This is a genomic window from Pseudomonas mucoides, assembly GCF_015461845.1.
GTDB lineage: Bacteria > Pseudomonadota > Gammaproteobacteria > Pseudomonadales > Pseudomonadaceae > Aquipseudomonas > Aquipseudomonas mucoides.
Map to the genome: position 1 here is coordinate 275,792 of NZ_JACOPW010000005.1, position 14,128 is coordinate 289,919.

Annotated in this window: 12 protein-coding genes; 10 read left to right on the forward strand and 2 right to left on the reverse strand. The window is 58.9% G+C overall.

Annotated features, from left to right (window positions below):
* Nucleotides 1–226: 226 nt before the first annotated feature.
* Nucleotides 227–1,741 (forward strand): polyphosphate:AMP phosphotransferase, encoded by a 1,515-nt coding sequence (gene pap, locus H8F22_RS22350; RefSeq protein ID WP_027924092.1) that lies wholly within the window; start codon nucleotides 227–229, stop codon nucleotides 1,739–1,741.
* 102 nt (nucleotides 1,742–1,843) lie between these two features.
* Nucleotides 1,844–3,028 carry a thiolase family protein gene (locus tag H8F22_RS22355; RefSeq protein ID WP_194940692.1) on the forward strand — a complete coding sequence of 395 codons (1,185 nt, stop codon included), beginning with the start codon at nucleotides 1,844–1,846 and terminating at the stop codon, nucleotides 3,026–3,028.
* 111 nt (nucleotides 3,029–3,139) lie between these two features.
* Here the strand turns inward: H8F22_RS22355 and H8F22_RS22360 are convergent, their stop codons facing one another.
* Nucleotides 3,140–3,334, reverse strand: coding sequence for a DUF6316 family protein (locus tag H8F22_RS22360; RefSeq protein ID WP_027924094.1), 195 nt, complete (start codon nucleotides 3,332–3,334; stop codon nucleotides 3,140–3,142).
* A 182-nt stretch (nucleotides 3,335–3,516) separates the two neighbouring features.
* Between H8F22_RS22360 and H8F22_RS22365 the strand changes: the two genes are divergently transcribed.
* Nucleotides 3,517–4,476 (forward strand): DMT family transporter, encoded by a 960-nt coding sequence (locus H8F22_RS22365; protein ID WP_027924095.1) that lies wholly within the window; start codon nucleotides 3,517–3,519, stop codon nucleotides 4,474–4,476.
* Between the two features lie 105 nt (nucleotides 4,477–4,581).
* Here the strand turns inward: H8F22_RS22365 and H8F22_RS22370 are convergent, their stop codons facing one another.
* Nucleotides 4,582–5,976, reverse strand: coding sequence for a class II fumarate hydratase (locus H8F22_RS22370; RefSeq protein WP_027924096.1), 1,395 nt, complete (start codon nucleotides 5,974–5,976; stop codon nucleotides 4,582–4,584).
* A 193-nt stretch (nucleotides 5,977–6,169) separates the two neighbouring features.
* Between H8F22_RS22370 and H8F22_RS22375 the strand changes: the two genes are divergently transcribed.
* The 7 genes from H8F22_RS22375 to H8F22_RS22405 all read left to right on the forward strand — a co-directional run bounded on the left by H8F22_RS22375 (nucleotide 6,170) and on the right by H8F22_RS22405 (nucleotide 14,056).
* Nucleotides 6,170–6,697: a DUF2059 domain-containing protein gene (locus H8F22_RS22375; RefSeq protein WP_027924097.1), complete on the forward strand. Its 528-nt coding sequence runs from the start codon at nucleotides 6,170–6,172 to the stop codon at nucleotides 6,695–6,697.
* Between the two features lie 12 nt (nucleotides 6,698–6,709).
* Nucleotides 6,710–7,006, forward strand: a complete 297-nt coding sequence (locus tag H8F22_RS22380; RefSeq protein WP_059182364.1) for a BolA family protein — start codon at nucleotides 6,710–6,712, stop codon at nucleotides 7,004–7,006.
* A gap of 173 nt (nucleotides 7,007–7,179) precedes the next feature.
* Complete coding sequence (gene trhO / locus H8F22_RS22385; protein ID WP_027924099.1) at nucleotides 7,180–8,121, forward strand: oxygen-dependent tRNA uridine(34) hydroxylase TrhO; 942 nt, start codon at nucleotides 7,180–7,182, stop codon at nucleotides 8,119–8,121.
* Between the two features lie 3 nt (nucleotides 8,122–8,124).
* Nucleotides 8,125–8,766 carry a DsbA family protein gene (locus tag H8F22_RS22390; protein ID WP_027924100.1) on the forward strand — a complete coding sequence of 214 codons (642 nt, stop codon included), beginning with the start codon at nucleotides 8,125–8,127 and terminating at the stop codon, nucleotides 8,764–8,766.
* The gene (locus H8F22_RS22395) at nucleotides 8,759–10,576 is read left to right on the forward strand and encodes an ABC transporter ATP-binding protein (protein ID WP_027924101.1); all 1,818 of its coding nucleotides are present in this window, start codon (nucleotides 8,759–8,761) and stop codon (nucleotides 10,574–10,576) included. Before H8F22_RS22390 ends, H8F22_RS22395 begins: the two co-directional genes overlap by 8 nt.
* A gap of 180 nt (nucleotides 10,577–10,756) precedes the next feature.
* Entirely contained in the window at nucleotides 10,757–13,216 is a 2,460-nt protein-coding gene (locus H8F22_RS22400) for an EAL domain-containing protein (RefSeq protein ID WP_059182365.1), read from the forward strand.
* Nucleotides 13,217–13,294: 78 nt separating this feature from the next.
* Nucleotides 13,295–14,056 (forward strand): TenA family transcriptional regulator, encoded by a 762-nt coding sequence (locus H8F22_RS22405; protein WP_228758893.1) that lies wholly within the window; start codon nucleotides 13,295–13,297, stop codon nucleotides 14,054–14,056.
* Nucleotides 14,057–14,128: the final 72 nt, after the last annotated feature.

Consider the following 14,128-nt stretch of genomic DNA (forward strand, 5'->3'; position numbering starts at 1 on the left):
CTTGTAGCCGCTGCCGAAGGCTGCGTTCGGCCGCGCAGCGGTCGCAAAATCGAGCCATGGGTTTTTTTCAGGTAAATAACGAGTTCAGGTTTCACGACCGCTACGCAGTCGAACGCAGCCTTCGGCAGCTGCTACACGAAACTGTTCCGGCAGTGAGGTGAGGGATTTCTCCCCCGCAAGGGAGGTCAATCCGCTAGTCTTGCTCAATCAGGAAAGGGAGCCGTCCATGTTTGAATCCGCCGAAATCGGTCACGCCATCGACAAAGAAACCTATGACGCCGAGGTGCCGGCGCTGCGCGAAGCCTTGCTGGAAGCGCAATTCGATCTTCAGCAGCAGCAACGTTTCCCGGTGATCATCCTGATCAATGGCATCGAAGGCGCCGGCAAGGGCGAGACGGTCAAGCTGCTCAACGAATGGATGGACCCGCGCCTGATTGAAGTCCGCACCTTCGACCAGCAGACCGACGAAGAGCTGGCGCGGCCACCGGCCTGGCGTTACTGGCGGATGTTGCCGGCCAAGGGCCGCATGGGGGTTTTCTTTGGCAACTGGTACAGCCAGATGCTGCAAGGCCGGGTCCATGGCCTGTTCAAGGATGCCGTGCTCGATCAGTCGATCAACCAGTCCGAGCGCTTTGAAAAAATGCTCTGCGACGAAGGTGCGCTGATCGTCAAGTTCTGGTTCCACCTCTCCAAAAAGCAAATGAAGGCACGCCTCAAGGCCCTGGCCGACGATCCGCTGCACAGCTGGCGCATCAGTCCGCTGGACTGGCAGCAATCCCGGACCTACGACAAATTCGTGAAGTACGGCGAGCGTGTATTGCGTCGCACCAGTCGCGACTACGCGCCGTGGCATGTGATTGAAGGGGCGGACCCCCACTATCGCAGCCTGGCGGTGGGCAAGATCCTGCTCGAAGGCCTGCAAAATGCGCTCAAGCGACCCAAGGTCCATCCCGACAAGGTCAACGCCGCGCCGCTGCCGATCCATATCGATCAGATCAACCTGCTCGACAGCCTCGACTTGACCCAGCAGCTGGACAAGGAAGATTACGAAGAACAGCTGATTACCGAGCAGGCGCGGTTCTCCGGTCTGATGCGCGATAAACGCATGCGTCAGCACGCGTTGGTGGCGGTGTTCGAAGGCAATGATGCGGCGGGCAAGGGCGGGGCGATCCGGCGAGTCGCGGCGGCGCTCGATCCGCGTCAGTACAGCATCGTGCCAATTGGCGCACCCACTGAAGAGGAGCGGGCACAGCCCTATCTGTGGCGGTTCTGGCGCCACCTGCCGGCCAAGGGCAAGTTCACGGTATTTGATCGGTCCTGGTATGGGCGGGTGCTGGTGGAGCGCATCGAAGAGCTCTGTCCGCCAGCAGACTGGCTGCGGGCCTACAGTGAGATCAACGACTTCGAAGAGCAGATTTCCGATTCGGGCATCATCGTCGTCAAGTTCTGGTTGGCCATCGACAAGCAGACCCAACTGGAGCGTTTTCAGGCGCGGGAAGAAATTCCCTTCAAGCGTTTCAAGATCACCGAAGACGATTGGCGCAATCGCGAAAAATGGGACGCTTACCGCGCCGCCGTCGGCGACATGGTCGATCGCACCAGCACCGAAATCTCGCTCTGGACCCTGGTGGAAGCCAATGACAAGCGCTGGGCGCGGGTCAAAGTCCTGCGCACGATCAATCGGGCATTGGAGGACGCGTTCGAAAAGTCCGACAAGAAGGCCAGGCAGCACAAGAACTGAGGCGATGGTTACGCATACGCGGGGTGAATGATTGTCGCGGTCGGTTATGAGGTGGACTTATGCTCGGTCCACTCTCAACCGACAACAACAATGAGGTATGCCATGCGTGAAGTGGTGATCGTCGACAGCGTGCGGACCGGCCTGGCCAAATCCTTTCGCGGCAAGTTCAACCAGACCCGTCCGGACGACATGGCGGCCCATTGTGTCGATGCCTTGTTGGCGCGTACCGGCATCGATCCGGCCAGCGTCGAGGATTGCATTGTCGGTGCGGGCTCCAACGAAGGCGCGCAGGGCTACAACATCGGGCGCAACGTGGCCGTGTTGTCGCGTCTGGGCATCGGCACCGCCGGCATGACCCTCAACCGCTTTTGCTCCTCGGGCTTGCAGGCGATTGCCATCGCCGCCAACCAGATTGCGTCGGGTTGCAGCGACATCATCGTTGCCGGTGGCGTCGAGTCCATCAGCCTGACCATGAAAAGCGTCAACACCGACAACCTGATCAACCCGCTGCTGAAAGAGCAGGTGCCTGGCATCTATTTCCCGATGGGCCAGACCGCCGAAATCGTCGCGCGTCGCTACGACGTCAGCCGCGAAGCGCAGGATCTGTATGCGTTGCAAAGTCAGCAGCGCACGGCAAAGGCTCAGGCCGCCGGTCTGTTCGATGATGAAATCGTGCCAATGGCGGTGAAGTACCGGGTCGAAGACAAGGCCACCGGGCAAATTCAAATCCTCGATGGCATCGTCGATCGCGACGACTGCAACCGCCCGGACACCACGCTGGAAAGCCTGGCCGGTTTGAAACCGGTGTTTGCCGAAGACGGCTCGGTCACGGCAGGCAACTCGTCGCAACTGTCCGACGGCGCGTCGATGACGCTGGTGATGAGCCTGGAAAAAGCCCTGGAACTGGGCTTGAAGCCCAAGGCGTTCTTCCGTGGTTTCACGGTTGCCGGGTGTGAACCGGATGAAATGGGCATTGGTCCGGTGTTCTCGGTGCCGAAGTTGCTCAAGGCCAAGGGCTTGCAGTTGGCCGACATTGATCTGTGGGAACTCAACGAAGCGTTTGCTTCGCAGTGCCTGTACAGCCGTAATCGGCTGGAGATCGATCACGAGAAGTACAACGTCAATGGCGGCTCGATTTCCATCGGGCATCCGTTCGGCATGACCGGTTCGCGTCAGGTCGGGCATCTTGTGCGGGAGTTGCAGCGACGCAATTTGCGTTATGGCGTCGTCACCATGTGCGTGGGTGGCGGGATGGGCGCGACGGGGTTGTTTGAGGCGGTGCGTTAAATTCGCAAAACGGTGTCGCCTGATCAATCGCTATCGCGAGCAGGCTCACTCCTACAGTTGATCGCATTTCAATTGCAGGAGTGAGTCTGCTCGCGAAGGCAGCGCCTCGGTCTAACGGCGGGCCCTTAAAATCTGCATCCGCTCGATATACGCCTGAATCTCCCGCGCCGCCGCCTCGGCATTATCAAACGGCCCTTCGAGCGTATTTTCCCGAGTACTGAAATACAGTTCCCCATTCACACGACACAACCGGTCACTGCGAAAGTGCATCGCGGGGGCGTTGTCCTTGGCGCGCATGCCGTACATGGCGATCTCCTGGGGGGAATACCGTGAGCTTATGCACGAACCTCCGACTGTGCCCGGTCAACTGATCGACGGCCGCTGCGACCTGCACAGTTTCATTCGCGTCCACTCGCCAACTGTCCCTGTGTGCCAGACGCCGCTGCGCCTAGAATGGTGTTTCTCGCCATCAGGCTGTTGGGGTTCGCATGCACATTTCATCCGGTCGCTGGGTTTACGGTCTGTTTCTGGCCCTGTTGACTGCGCTGTTGTGGGGAATCCTGCCGATCAAGCTCAAGCAAGTGCTGTTGGTGATGGACCCGGTGACTGTCACCTGGTTTCGCCTGATTGTGTCCGGTGGTTGCCTGTTTGTGTATCTGGCCGCGACCAAACGTTTGCCAACGCGCAAAGTCCTCGGCCCGCGAGGTGGCTGGCTGGTGTTGATGGCGGTGCTCGGTCTGGTCGGCAACTACGTGCTGTACCTGATGGGCTTGAACCTGCTCAGCCCCGGCACCGCGCAACTGGTGGTGCAGATGGGCCCGATCATGTTGCTGATCGCCAGTCTGTTTGTGTTCAAGGAGCGTTTCAGCGTGGGGCAGGGGATTGGCCTGTTGGTGCTGCTGATCGGTTTCGCCCTGTTCTTCAATCAGCGCCTGGCCGAGTTGCTCACTTCGTTGACCGAATACACCACGGGCGTGCTGCTGGTGTTGTTGGCGTCCACGGTCTGGACTTTCTATGCCTTGGGGCAGAAGCAATTACTGACGGTGTGGAATTCGTTGCAGGTGATGATGGTGATCTACCTGTTCTGCGCGTTGTTGCTGACACCGTGGGTGCATCCGCTTGAAGCGCTGCAATTGAGCCCGCTGCAAGGCTGGCTGCTGCTGGCGTGCTGCATGAATACGCTGATTGCCTATGGCGCGTTTGCCGAAGCGCTGGCCCATTGGGAAGCTTCACGAGTGAGTGCGACGCTGGCGATCACGCCGTTGGTGACGTTTGTCGCGGTGGCCGTGGCCGCGTGGTTGTGGCCCGATTATGTGCATGCCGAGACGATCAACGGTCTGGGGTATGGCGGGGCGGTGCTGGTGGTGTTGGGGTCGGCGTTGGTGGCGTTGGGGCCTTCGTTGATGGCGGGGCTCAAGGCTCGTAAGGTCCGGATGGCAGCAGGTTAATCGCGTCATCGTTCATCGCGGGCAAGCCACGCTCCCACAGGAAATGGCGATCCCCCTGCAGGAGTGAGCCTGCTCGCGATAGCAATCTAACTGACACTGTAAAACTTAACCTTTGGCCCCAGCCTCCAGCATATTCTCCGGCCTTACCCAGGCCTCAAACTGCTCATCCGTCAGATACCCCAGCTGCAATGCCGCTTCCCGCAAGGTCAGCCCTTCGGCATACGCCTTCTTGGCAATCTCCGCCGATTTGTCATAACCGATGTGCGGATTCAGTGCTGTCACCAGCATTAACCCACGCTCCAGGTGTTCAGCCATTTTCTCTGCGTCCGGCTCAAGCCCGGCGATGCAGTGCTGCTGGAAGTTGCTGCAGCCATCCCCCAGCAGGCGGATCGATTGCAGCAGGTTGTGAATGATCACCGGTTTGAACACGTTCAATTGCAGATGGCCCTGACTCGCCGCGAAGCCGATGGCGACGTCATTGCCCAACACCTGACAGGCCAGCATCGACAGCGCTTCGCACTGCGTCGGATTGACCTTTCCCGGCATGATCGAGCTGCCCGGTTCATTGGCCGGCAATTTAACCTCGGCCAGACCGGCGCGGGGGCCGGAGCCCAGCAGGCGCAAGTCGTTGGCGATTTTCATCAGGGTCACCGCCAGGGTCTTCAACGCCCCCGAAAGAGTCGTCAGCGGTTCGTGACCGGCCAGCGCCGCGAATTTGTTCGGTGCGGTGATGAAGGGCAGGCCGGAAAGGGCCGCCAGCTCGGAAGCAATCGCTTCGCCAAAACCGTGGGGCGAGTTCAGCCCGGTGCCAACGGCGGTGCCGCCCTGGGCCAGTTCACACACGGCTGGCAGTGCGCTGCGGATCGCCCGTTCGGCGTAATCCAGTTGCGCGATAAACGCCGAGATTTCCTGGCCGAAAGTGATCGGCGTGGCGTCCATCATGTGCGTTCGGCCGGTCTTGACCAGTTTCATGTGGCGCGCCGCCAACTCGGCCAACCCGCCCGACAGTTCACTGATGGCCGGTAGCAAATGCTGTTGCACGGCTTGGGCCGCCGCGATGTGCATGGCGGTGGGGAAGCAGTCATTGGAGCTTTGCGAGCGGTTGACGTGATCGTTTGGGTGCACCGGCGACTTGCCGCCGCGCGGGTTGCCGGCCAGTTCGTTGGCGCGGCCGGCGATCACTTCGTTGACGTTCATGTTGCTTTGAGTGCCGCTGCCGGTCTGCCAGACCACCAGCGGGAACTGGTCGTCATGGCTGCCATCGAGCACTTCGTCGGCGGCCTGTTCGATCAGCCGGGCGATGTCGGCGGGCACATCACCGTTACGGTCGTTGACCCGCGCCGCCGCTTTCTTGATCAATGCCAAGGCGTGCAGCACCGCCAGCGGCATCTTTTCGTTGCCGATGGCGAAGTTAATCAGCGAGCGTTGCGTCTGAGCGCCCCAGTAAGCTTCATCCGGGACTTCCACCTGGCCAAGGCTGTCGGTTTCGATACGGCTCATCAATGCACACTCCTGTAGGGCTGATAGCGCAGTTTAGGCCGTGATCGCCGGCCGTGGTTCCATCTGAAGGTTTTTTGCCTCTTCAACCCCTCTAATTCAGGCCTGACAAGGCTTGGGGTTGAGCGACACACTTTTTTAGGCGCAGAATGGACGCCCTTGGGGTTTTACCTCGCCTGCTAGAAAAGGAAACTCGATGACTCGTCTTCGTGCCATCTGTACCGCGGTTGCACTGGTTTGCGCCAGCGGCCCAGTTTTTGCCGATACCGCCAGCCACAACGCCAGTGCCGAAGCTTTCCTGACTCTGGCGCACGCTGACAAATTGGGCACTCCGGTGTACATGCAAGTACAGCAAATGTTCGCTCAGCGCTTTGAACAGACCAAAGCCCCTGAATCGAAAAAAGCCTTGCTGGAAACGTATCAAGCCAAAGCCAACGCCGCGCTGGACCAAGCCATTGGCTGGAACAAGCTGAAGCCGGACATGGTCAAGCTCTACACCACCAACTTCACCGAGTCCGAACTCAAAGACCTGGTAGCGTTCTACCAGTCGCCGCTGGGCAAGAAAGTCCTGGAAAAAATGCCGCAGCTGACTCAGCAATCGGCCCAGATGACTCAAGCCAAGCTGGAAAGCGCGGTACCTGTGGTCAACAAACTGTTGGCTGACATGACTGCCGAGCTGGACCCGAAAGGCGCCGCGGCTCCAGCAGCCAAGAAAAAGCCTTAAGCGGAGTTCGGTATGACCATGCAACAACGCATCGAATCAACGCTGGGCCTGTTACAGCCGCAGCATCTGCAAGTGCTGGATGAAAGCCACATGCACAGTCGTGGGTTGCAGACTCACTTCAAGGCCGTGGTGGTCAGCCAGCAGTTCGAAGGGCTGAACCGGGTCAAGCGTCATCAAAAAGTCTACGGCACGCTCGGCGAGCTGATGGGCGAGTTTCATGCGTTGGCGCTGCATACCTACACGCCTGAGGAATGGGCACAGATCGACGCGGCTCCGGCCTCGCCGACCTGTGCTGGAGGAAAGCAGTAAAAAGCAGCTTCAAGCTGCAAGCTGCAAGATCACGGCGACCTGCTTCAACTTGCCGCTTGAAGCTTACCGCTCGAAGCTGCTTTCTTGCTAAAATCTGCAACGCGCCGCTCACCCGGCGCGTTTTTTTTTATCCGGTTCACCCTTTGCGAGGGTAGCCACCTGGAGAAATACCCATGACACAACAGATTGTCGTGGCGGCACTGTATAAGTTCGTCACCCTGGAAGATTACGTCGCCTTGCGTGAGCCACTGCTGCAAGCGATGGTCGACAACGGCATCAAAGGCACGCTGCTGATTGCCGAAGAAGGCATCAACGGCACCGTGTCCGGCAGCCGCGAAGGCATTGACGGGCTGATGGCCTGGCTCAAGAACGACCCACGCATGGACGACATCGATCACAAAGAGTCGTACTGCGACGATCAGCCGTTCTACCGCACCAAGGTCAAGCTCAAGAAAGAAATCGTCACCCTCGGCGTTGAAGGCGTGGATCCGAACAAAAAGGTCGGCACCTACGTGGATCCACAGGACTGGAATGCGCTGATCAGCGATCCGGAAGTGTTGTTGATCGACACCCGTAACGATTACGAAGTCTCGATCGGTACCTTCGAAGGCGCCATCGACCCCAAAACCACCAGTTTTCGCGAATTTCCTGACTATATCAAAGCCAACTTCGACCCGGCCGTGCACAAGAAGGTGGCGATGTTCTGCACCGGTGGCATTCGCTGCGAGAAGGCGTCGAGCTATATGCTCAGCGAAGGCTTTGATGAGGTCTATCACCTCAAGGGCGGCATCCTGAAGTACCTCGAAGAGGTGCCGCAGGAAGAAACCAAATGGCAGGGCGACTGCTTCGTGTTCGACAACCGCGTGACCGTGCGGCATGACCTCAGCGAAGGCGACTACGATCAATGTCATGCCTGCCGTACGCCGATCAGCGTTGAAGACCGCGCCTCCGAGCATTACGTCGCCGGCATCAGCTGCCCGCATTGCTGGGATACGCTGAGCGAGAAGACCCGACGCAGTGCCATTGATCGGCAGAAGCAGATCGAACTGGCCAAGGCGCGCAACTTGCCTCACCCGATCGGCTACAACTACAAGCAAACCCCTTCCGAGGCTTGAATCATGTCTGCGCGCCGCCGTCTGCTCTATGTGATGGATCCGATGTGTTCCTGGTGCTGGGGTTTTGCGCCAGTGGCCACTGCCTTGGTCGAACAGGCGCGTGCGGCGGGCGTAGAGGTGCATCTGATTGTCGGTGGTTTGCGCACCGGCAGTGGTGCGGCGCTGGAGCCGACTACCCGACGTTACATTCTTGAACATTGGCAGGCGGTCACCGAAGCCACCGGCCAACCGTTCAAGACAGAAGGCGCGTTGCCGGACGGCTTTGTGTATGACACCGAGCCTGCCTGCCGGGCGTTGGTGACCGCACGTGCCCTGGCGCCGGATTGCGCATGGAAACTGTTAGGCCTGATCCAGCACGCGTTCTACGTCGAAGGGCGCGACGTCACCCACGCCAGTGTGCTGGTGGAATTGGCCGAGCAGGCCGGTCTGCCGCGCATCGAATTCGCCGCCTTGTTTGACAGTGCCGATATGCACGCCGCCACGGCGGCCGATTTCACCTGGGTCCAGGACCTGGGCATCGCCGGTTTCCCTACCTTGCTGGCTGAGCGCAAAGGTCAATTGGCGTTGCTGACCAATGGCTATCAGCCCCTGAGTGAGTTGTCCCCGTTGCTCGGCCGCTGGCTGGAGCACTCTGTCTGTGCATGATGGTCCTGATGGCGTCCCGGCTCCCGCGTGTGTCGATCGGCTGAGCTGGGCCGAAATCCGCCGACTGGCCTTGCACCATAAAAAATCCCTTTGGATCGCCAATGGCGTCGCCGTGTTGGCGACCTTGTGCAGCGTGCCGATTCCGTTACTGCTGCCGTTGCTGGTGGACGAAGTGTTGCTGGGCCACGGTGACGCCGCGTTGAAGGTGATGAACCACGCCTTGCCCGAAGGCTGGCAGAAAGCAGCCGGCTACATCGGCCTGATGTTGTTCGTGACCTTGTTGCTGCGCTGCGGCGCCTTGTTGTTCAACGTGATCCAGGCGAAATTGTTTGCGGCGCTGGCCAAGGACATTGTGTATCGCATTCGTACCCGCCTGATCGAGCGGCTCAAGCGCATTTCACTGGGCGAATACGAAAGCCTGGGCAGCGGCACGGTGACCACGCACCTGGTCACCGACCTGGACACGCTGGACAAATTCGTCGGCGAAACCCTCAGCCGGTTTCTGGTGGCGATGCTGACGCTGGTCGGCACCGCGAGCATTCTGATCTGGATGCACTGGAAGCTGGCGCTGCTGATCATGCTGTTCAATCCGTTGGTGATTTACGCCACGGTGCAGCTGGGCAAGCGGGTCAAACACCTGAAAAAACTCGAAAACGACAGCACCTCGCGCTTCACCCAGGCACTGACCGAAACCCTCGACTCGATTCAGGAAGTGCGTGCTGGCAACCGCCAGGGGTTCTTCCTCGGTCGCCTTGGCCTGCGGGCCCGGGAAGTGCGCGATTACGCGATCAGCTCGCAATGGAAAACCGATGCCTCGAACCGTGCGAGCGGCCTGCTTTTCCAGTTCGGTATCGATATTTTTCGCGCGGCGGCGATGCTCACCGTGCTGTTCTCCGACCTGTCCATCGGCCAGATGTTGGCGGTATTCAGCTACCTGTGGTTCATGATCGGCCCGGTGGAGCAATTGCTGAATTTGCAGTACGCCTATTACGCCGCCGGGGGTGCGCTGTCGCGGATCAACGAGCTGCTGGCCAGGGCAGATGAGCCGCATTATCCCGGTGGGGTCGACCCGTTCCAGGGCCGCGACACGGTGGGTATTGAAGTGCAGGGGCTGAGCTTCGGTTATGGTGATGAGTGGGTGTTGAACAAGATGGACCTGTCCATCGCCCCCGGTGAAAAAGTCGCGATTGTCGGCGCCAGTGGCGGTGGCAAAAGTACGCTGGTGCAACTGTTGCTGGGGTTGTACACGCCGTTGGCCGGGACCATCCGCTTCGGTGGTTCGACCCAGCAGGAGATCGGCCTGGACACCGTGCGCGAAAACGTCGCCGTGGTCCTGCAACATCCGGCGCTGTTCAACGACACCATCCGCGCCAACCTGACGATGGGCCGTGTACGCAGCGACGATGCCTGCTGGCAGGCACTGGAAATTGCCCAACTGCACCACACGGTTCGAGAGCTACCCAATGGCCTGGACAGCGTCGTCGGGCGCTCCGGCGTGCGTTTGTCCGGCGGCCAGCGCCAACGCCTGGCGATTGCGCGGATGATACTGGCCGAACCCAAAGTGGTGATTCTCGACGAGGCCACCTCGGCGCTGGACGCTGCCACCGAATACAACCTGCATCAGGCCTTGTCGCGGTTTCTGAGCCACCGCACCACGCTGATCATTGCGCACCGGTTGTCCGCGGTGAAACAGGCTGATCGGGTGCTGGTGTTCGATGGCGGACAGATTGCCGAGGATGGTGACCATCAACAATTGATAGCTGATGGTGGTTTGTACGCGAAGCTTTATGGTCATTTGCAGCAACTTTAGCGTCGACGTACAGTCCCTTTTCTATTGCGCTTCATGCGTCGCCGGGAACATCCCGGCGAATAATCAAGGACTTGCCCGTCCTGGCAGGCTTCTCGCTTGCCGGGATCGAGAACGCACCCTAGTCTAGCTATAGCGATCACGTTGGGATGATGATCTGGCAGTGCTAAAACAAGGGACCTCATGAATCAAACCCGGACTCTCGGAACGCCACGGTTGTTGGGCATCGTCTGGCCATTTATTGCCGTCGTGCTGTTTCAGGCCCTGTTGGGTGGCGTCAGCCTGTACGTTCTGTCGGCGGTTCGCGGCTACGTTGCCGGTGAAAGCCTTTGGTCAAAGGGCCAAAAGGACGCCATCTATTACCTCAACCTCTACGCGGACAATCGCGACGAGGCGATTTTCCGCAAATACCAGAACGCCATTGCCGTTCCTCAGGGTGGCCACGAATTGCGTGTGGCGCTGGATCTCCAGCCGCCCGATATCGAAGCTGCGCGAGTGGCTATCCTCAAAGGGGGTAACCACCCCGACGACGTTTCAAGCCTGATCTGGCTCTACCTCAATTTCCGCCATTTCACCTACCTTGAAAAAGCCATTGACCGCTGGACGGTGGGCGACGCGTACCTGCTGCAACTCAATGACGTGGCGCAAGAGATGCACCAGCGCATTACCGAAGGTCAGGCCACCACCGCCGATATCTGGCGCTGGAAGGATCGGATATTCGCCATCAACGATGCAGTGACGCCCGCTGCCAAAGCGTTCAGCGATGCGTTGGGCGAAGGCTCGCGCCTGATTCTCCGGTTGCTGCTGGTGACAAACCTCGCCACGGCGCTGGGCCTGATCGCGCTGGCGTTGCTGCGTACCCACAAGTTGCTCAGGCAGCGCCATGAGTTCGCCGAGGCGCTGCAACTGGAGAAAGACCGGGCGCAGATCACCCTGCAATCCATTGGCGACGGGGTCATTACCACGGATGTCGAAGGCGCTATTGCCTACATGAACCCCGCCGCCGAGGCGCTGACCCACTGGAAAGCCGAACAGGCGACGGGTCTGCCTTTGGCGGCACTGTTCAACTTGCTGGATGAAAACGCCCAGGCTGATGGTTTCACGTTGATCGAACATATTCTGAGCGGTCAGCTCAGCGGGGGCAGCGAACATTCAAAGCTGATTCAGCGCCTGGATGGCAGCACGGTGTCGGTGACGCTGGTTGGCTCGCCGATTCGCAATGCGGGCAAGGTCAGCGGCACCGTGCTGGTGTTGCATGACATGACGCAGGAGCGCCAATACATTGCCAATCTGTCCTGGCAGGCGACTCATGACGCCTTGACCGGGCTCGCCAACCGCCGAGAGTTCGAGTTTCGGCTGGAGCAGGCACTGCACAACCTGACGCGGCATTCCGGGCGTCATGCCCTGATGTTTCTCGATCTGGATCAATTCAAACTGGTCAACGACACCTGTGGCCATGCGGCGGGCGACGAGTTGCTGCGGCATATCTGCGCGCTGTTGCAGTCGGGCTTGCGCGAAGGCGACACCCTGGCCCGCCTCGGTGGCGACGAATTCGGCATCTTGTTGGAAAATTGCGCGCCGGAAGCGGCCGACAAGATTGCCGAGAACCTGCGCCAGACCGTCCAGAACCTGCACTTTGTCTGGAAAGGCCGGCCCTTCGTGACGACGGTGAGCATCGGGCTGGTTCATCTGGCGCAAACGCCAACTTCCCTTGAAGCCTCGCTGCGTGCTGCGGACATGGCGTGTTACATGGCCAAGGAAAAGGGGCGCAATCGAGTTCAGGTCTATCACGCCGATGACTCGGAGCTGTCGCTGCGCTTTGGCGAGATGGCCTGGGTCCAGCGTCTGCATATGGCGCTGGAAGAGGATCGCTTTTGCCTTTACTCCCAGGAAATCGCACCCCTAGGGCATACCGAGCGCGGGGGCGGGCATATCGAAATTCTGTTGCGCCTGCATGACGAAGCCGGCCGCATGATCCTGCCGGACAGTTTTATTCCGGCGGCGGAGCGTTATGGCTTGATGACTGCACTCGATCGCTGGGTCGTGGAGAACGTCTTCAAGGTCATTGCCCAATGTATATCGGAGGCGCGTAAAGGTCCGTTAGCCATGTGTGCGATTAATCTGTCAGGTACTACTATCGGAGATGAGGCGTTTCTGGACTTCCTGCGTGAACAGTTTGTTAACTATTCCATTCCGCCTGAAATGATTTGTTTTGAAATCACTGAAACCAGTGCTATTTCCAATTTGGGCAGTGCAATCAGATTTATCAATGAGCTCAAGGGTTTAGGTTGTCACTTCTCGTTAGATGACTTTTGCGCCGGAATGTCCTCGTTCGCTTACTTGAAACATTTGCCTGTAGACTTCTTGAAGATCGACGGGAGTTTCGTAAAGGACATGCTGGACGACCCGATTAACCGCGCCATGGTCGAAGTGATCAACCACATCGGCCATGTCATGGGTAAGCGCACGATTGCCGAGTTTGTAGAGTCACCCCAGATCGAGCAGGCATTGCTGGAAATCGGGGTCGATTTCGCTCAAGGGTATGTGATTGAACGCCCGCATCTGTTTACCTGCGATAGTTTGCAAAGTCGTCCTGCCCGGCCTCAGCCTTTGTTGTTCAAGGCCCCGGGCACGTTCCGTTGAAATCTCTTGCTGATCCGAACAATCACAATCAAAAGGAGCCCGACAGTGATCGACACATTCAACCGAACCGGACCACTCATGGAAGCTGCAAGTTATCCTGCCTGGGCGCAACAGCTCATCAAGGATTGCAGCGAGAGTAAGCGCCGGGTTGTCGAACACGAACTGTATCAGCGCATGCGAGATAACAAACTCAGCGCAAAAACCATGCGTCAGTACCTCATCGGTGGCTGGCCGGTCGTTGAACAGTTCGCGTTATACATGGCACAAAACCTGACCAAGACCCGCTTTGCCCGCCATCCTGGCGAAGACATGGCGCGTCGCTGGCTGATGCGCAATATTCGCGTGGAGTTGAACCATGCCGATTACTGGGTGCACTGGAGTCGGGCGCACGGCGTCAGCCTTGAAGATTTGCAGGCGCAGCAGGTGCCCCCTGAACTTCATGCCTTGAGCCATTGGTGCTGGCACACCAGTTCGGCGGATTCGCTGATCGTCGCCATCGCCGCGACCAACTACGCCATTGAAGGCGCAACCGGTGAGTGGTCGGCGCTGGTTTGCTCCAGTGGCGTCTATGCGGCGGCGTTTCCGGAAGAGGATCGCAAACGGGCGATGAAGTGGTTGAAGATGCACGCCCAGTACGACGATGCCCATCCGTGGGAGGCACTGGAAATCATCTGCACCCTGGCCGGCATGAACCCGAGCAAGTCATTGCAAGTGGAACTGCGTCAGGCCATCTGCAAAAGCTATGACTACATGCACCTGTTTCTGGAGCGCTGCATGCAGCTGGAGCATTCGGAAAAAGCACCGGTGGCGCGTGAGCGCATGGCGCTGGCAGAAAGCTAAACGGGTTTAAAGACACTACAAACCAAATGTGGGAGCGAGCTTGCTCGCGATGGCTGCTAAACATTCAATAAA

Excerpts from the sequence above, each read along its gene's own strand:
- pap (WP_027924092.1), top strand. The coding sequence starts at position 227 with ATGTTTGAATCCGCCGAAATCGGTCACGCCATCGACAAAGAAACCTAT.
- H8F22_RS22355 (WP_194940692.1), top strand. The coding sequence starts at position 1,844 with ATGCGTGAAGTGGTGATCGTCGACAGCGTGCGGACCGGCCTGGCCAAA.
- H8F22_RS22360 (WP_027924094.1), bottom strand. The coding sequence starts at position 3,334 with ATGTACGGCATGCGCGCCAAGGACAACGCCCCCGCGATGCACTTTCGC.
- H8F22_RS22365 (WP_027924095.1), top strand. The coding sequence starts at position 3,517 with ATGCACATTTCATCCGGTCGCTGGGTTTACGGTCTGTTTCTGGCCCTG.
- H8F22_RS22370 (WP_027924096.1), bottom strand. The coding sequence starts at position 5,976 with ATGAGCCGTATCGAAACCGACAGCCTTGGCCAGGTGGAAGTCCCGGAT.
- H8F22_RS22375 (WP_027924097.1), top strand. The coding sequence starts at position 6,170 with ATGACTCGTCTTCGTGCCATCTGTACCGCGGTTGCACTGGTTTGCGCC.
- H8F22_RS22380 (WP_059182364.1), top strand. The coding sequence starts at position 6,710 with ATGACCATGCAACAACGCATCGAATCAACGCTGGGCCTGTTACAGCCG.
- trhO (WP_027924099.1), top strand. The coding sequence starts at position 7,180 with ATGACACAACAGATTGTCGTGGCGGCACTGTATAAGTTCGTCACCCTG.
- H8F22_RS22390 (WP_027924100.1), top strand. The coding sequence starts at position 8,125 with ATGTCTGCGCGCCGCCGTCTGCTCTATGTGATGGATCCGATGTGTTCC.
- H8F22_RS22400 (WP_059182365.1), top strand. The coding sequence starts at position 10,757 with ATGAATCAAACCCGGACTCTCGGAACGCCACGGTTGTTGGGCATCGTC.
- H8F22_RS22405 (WP_228758893.1), top strand. The coding sequence starts at position 13,295 with ATGGAAGCTGCAAGTTATCCTGCCTGGGCGCAACAGCTCATCAAGGAT.